This is a genomic window from Streptomyces sp. NPDC054887, from assembly GCF_053610585.1.
Genome location: NZ_JBSGYQ010000136.1, coordinates 1 through 3,560, shown reverse-complemented (window position 1 = coordinate 3,560; position 3,560 = coordinate 1). Strand labels below are relative to the sequence as shown.

The following is a 3,560-nucleotide window of genomic DNA, read 5'->3' as shown; positions in this document are numbered from 1 at the left end:
GCCGCGATCCCCGGCGGTCGCCGGGACACCGCAGCCCCACCCACGTCTCACGAAGGATGCCCTCTCGTGGCCACCTCCCTCCCGACAACCCGGACCGGCGAACGGGAACGCCCGCGCCAGCGGCGGCGCACGCTGCTCCACCGGCTGGACCTGCGCGGAGCGCCGTACGCCTTCATCACACCGTTCTTCGTGGTGTTCGCGGCCTTCAGCTTCTACCCGCTCGTGTACACCGCCTGGATATCCCTGCACCGGGTCGAACTCGCCACCATGAACGTCATGGAGTGGGTGGCGTTCGACAACTACGTCCAGCTATGGCAGGACGCACGCTTCTGGAACGCGCTGCTCAACACCATCACCCTCGGCGTGCTCTCCACCGTGCCGCAGCTGATGATGGCGCTGGGCCTGGCGCACCTGCTCAACTACCGGCTCCGGGGTTCGACGTTCTTCCGCGTCGCCGCCATCACCCCGTACGCGACATCGGTCGGCGCGGCGGCGCTCGTCTTCACGATGCTCTTCGAGCGCGACTTCGGCATGATCAACTGGATGCTGAGCCTGGTCGGTGTCGACAACGTCGACTGGGAGAACAACAAGTGGGCCGCGCAGGTCGCCATCTCCACCATCGTGATCTGGCGCTGGACCGGCTACAACGCGCTGCTCTACCTGGCGGCCATGCAGGCCGTTCCCCGTGAGCGCTACGAGGCGGCCGCCATCGACGGCGCCTCCCGCTGGCAGCAGTTCATCTCGGTCACGGTCCCCGGCATCCGCTCCACCATCGTCTTCACCATCGTGCTGTCGACCATCGGCGCCACCCAGCTCTTCGGCGAGCCGCTCATCTTCGGCCAGGGCCCCATGGGCGTCACCGGCGGAGCGGACAACCAGTACCAGACCCTCGGACTGCTGCTCTACGAAGAGGGCTGGAAGAACTACCAGATGGGGCGCGCGGCCACCGTCGCCTGGGTGATGTTCCTGCTGCTGATCCTCGTCTTCGTCGTCCAGCGGGTCGTCCAGCGCCTCGCGTCCCGCCGAGCGTCCTCAGTACGTACGTCCTGACCAGGAGCGATCCCGCCATGACCACCGACAGTCTCCACGTCCGGACGGACGTCCGCCCGCAACAGCCGCCCTCCGGGGGCGGAGTGCCGGCCCGGCGACGGCTGCTCACGCGGCTGCGGCCGGGCGCCGGCCGCCAGCACCACGCCGGCCCCGTCACCTACCTCCTGCTCACCGTCGCCGCGCTGTTCTCCCTCTTCCCGCTGTACTGGACGATGGTGGCCGCGTCGACCGACAACACCCGCGTCAGCCAGACCCCGCCGCCGTTCCTGCCGGGACCGCACCTGCTGGAGAACCTCGGCAAGGCGTGGCAGGACGCCGCACTCGGCAAGGCCATGCTCAACAGTTTCATCGTGGCGGGGGTCATCGCCCTGTCCACGGTGCTGTTCGCGACACTGGCCGGCTTCGCCTTCGCCAAACTGCGCTTCAAGGGACGCAACATCCTGCTCATGCTCGTCATCGGAACGATGATGGTGCCGCCGCAACTCGGCGTCGTCCCCCTGTTCATGATGATGACGGAACTCGGGTGGGGGCAGAAGCTGCCCGCCGTCATCTTCCCCACCCTGGTCAGCGCGGTCGGTGTGTTCTTCATGCGGCAGTACCTGACCGAGGCGCTGCCCGACGAGCTCGTCGAGGCGGGCCGGGTGGACGGCGCCCACTCGCTGCGCATCTTCTGGAGCATCGTCCTGCCGATCGCCAGGGCCCCCATGGCGGTCCTGTTCATGATCACGTTCGTGCACGCCTGGAACGACTTCTTCTGGCCGTTCATCGTGCTCGACATGACCAACCCGACGGTCCCCGTCGCCCTCACCCAGCTGAGCGCGGGCTACATCCGCGACCAGTCCCTCATCATGGCCGGCGCCCTCCTCGGCACGCTGCCGCTGCTGGCGATGTTCGTCGTCTTCGGCCGCCAGATCGTCGGCGGCATCATGCAGGGCGCGGTCAAGGGCTGAGCCGGCCCGCCCTCACGCAACGCACCCCACCCCTCCCCCCTCGGAAGGACCTACGTACGTGGTCACCGCAATCCGACGCACCGCGACCGGCCCCCGGAACGACGAAGGCCGTGTGTTCCCGCCCGACTTCCTCTGGGGCACGGCGACCGCCGCCTACCAGATCGAAGGAGCAGCGGCGGAGGACGGACGCACTCCGTCCATCTGGGACACCTACTCCCGCACCCCCGGCAAGGTGCACAACGGCGACACCGGGGACATCACCACCGACCACTACCACCGCTGGCGCGAGGACGTCGCCATCATGGCCGACCTCGGCGTGGGCGCCTACCGCTTCTCCCTCGCCTGGCCCCGCGTCCAGCCCACCGGCCGGGGACCCGCCGTCCAGAAGGGCCTGGACTTCTACCGCAGGCTGACCGACGAGCTGCTGGAGAAGGGCATCCAGCCCGTCGCCACGCTCTACCACTGGGACCTGCCGCAGGAACTGGAGAACATGGGCGGCTGGCCGGAGCGCGCCACCGCCGAGCGCTTCGCCGAGTACGCCGGCCTGGCCGCCGACGCCCTGGGCGACCGCGTCTACACCTGGACGACCCTCAACGAGCCCTGGTGCAGCGCCTTCCTCGGCTACGCGTCCGGCGTCCACGCGCCGGGCCGCACCGACCCGGTGGACGCGCTGCGCGCCGCACACCACCTCAACCTCGCCCACGGGCAGGCCGTGCAGGCCCTGCGCGCGAGCCTGCCCGGCGACGCCCAGGTCTCCATCACGCTCAACGTCCACCACGTGCGCGCGCTCACCGCGAGCGCCGAGGACGCGGACGCCGCCCGCCGCATCGACGCGCTGGCCAACCGCGTGTTCACCGGCCCCCTCCTCGGCGGCGAGTACCCGGCGGACCTGCTGCGCGACACCGCCCACCTGACGGACTGGGGGTTCGTGCGGGACGGCGACACCGCCGTCATCCGCCAGCCGCTCGACTTCCTCGGTGTGAACTACTACACGCCGACCCTCGTCTCCGCCGCCACCGACGGCGCCGGCCACGGCTCCGACGGACACGGCAACAGCGCCCACAGCCCGTGGCCGGGCGCCGACTCGGTCAACTTCCACCTGCCGCCGGGCGACCGGACGGCGATGGGCTGGGCCGTCGACCCCAGCGGCATGTACGAACTGCTGCTCCGGCTCAAGGCCGACTTCCCTGACATGCCGCTGGTGATCACCGAGAACGGCGCGGCGTTCGACGACTACATCGACCCGAGCGGCGAGGTCGTCGACCCCGACCGGATCGCGTACCTGCACGGCCACCTCACGGCGGTGCACCGGGCGATCGAGGCCGGGGTGGACGTCCGCGGGTACTTCCTGTGGTCGCTGCTCGACAACTTCGAGTGGGGGTACGGATACAGCAAGCGCTTCGGCGCGGTGTACGTCGACTACCCGACGGGCCGCCGCACCCCGAAGGCGAGCGCCCGCTGGTACGCCGAGGTGGCCCGCACGGGCACACTGCCGGCGGCCGGCGCGAGCTGACCGGCGCCGCTCCACAGCGCCCCGGCCCGGCGTGCCGCGAGCACGCC

At 70.3% G+C, this 3,560-nt stretch carries 3 protein-coding genes; all 3 read left to right on the top strand.

Translation table 11 applies throughout. The annotated features are described in order from the left end of the window. Positions 1-66: 66 nt before the first annotated feature. The 3 genes from ACWGH0_RS34560 to ACWGH0_RS34550 are packed head-to-tail and all read left to right on the top strand — an operon-like array spanning position 67 to position 3,513. Entirely contained in the window at positions 67-1,050 is a 984-nt protein-coding gene (locus tag ACWGH0_RS34560; protein ID WP_453408233.1) for a carbohydrate ABC transporter permease, read from the top strand. 17 nt (positions 1,051-1,067) lie between these two features. Next, positions 1,068-2,000 (top strand): carbohydrate ABC transporter permease, encoded by a 933-nt coding sequence (locus ACWGH0_RS34555; RefSeq protein ID WP_453408232.1) that lies wholly within the window; start codon positions 1,068-1,070, stop codon positions 1,998-2,000. A 58-nt stretch (positions 2,001-2,058) separates the two neighbouring features. Beyond that, on the top strand, positions 2,059-3,513 hold the full coding sequence (locus ACWGH0_RS34550) for a GH1 family beta-glucosidase (protein WP_453408231.1): 1,455 nt from the start codon (positions 2,059-2,061) through the stop codon (positions 3,511-3,513). Positions 3,514-3,560: the final 47 nt, after the last annotated feature.

Coding starts and splice junctions, on each gene's coding strand:
- ACWGH0_RS34555 (WP_453408232.1), top strand. CDS start 1,068: ATGACCACCGACAGTCTCCACGTCCGGACGGACGTCCGCCCGCAACAG.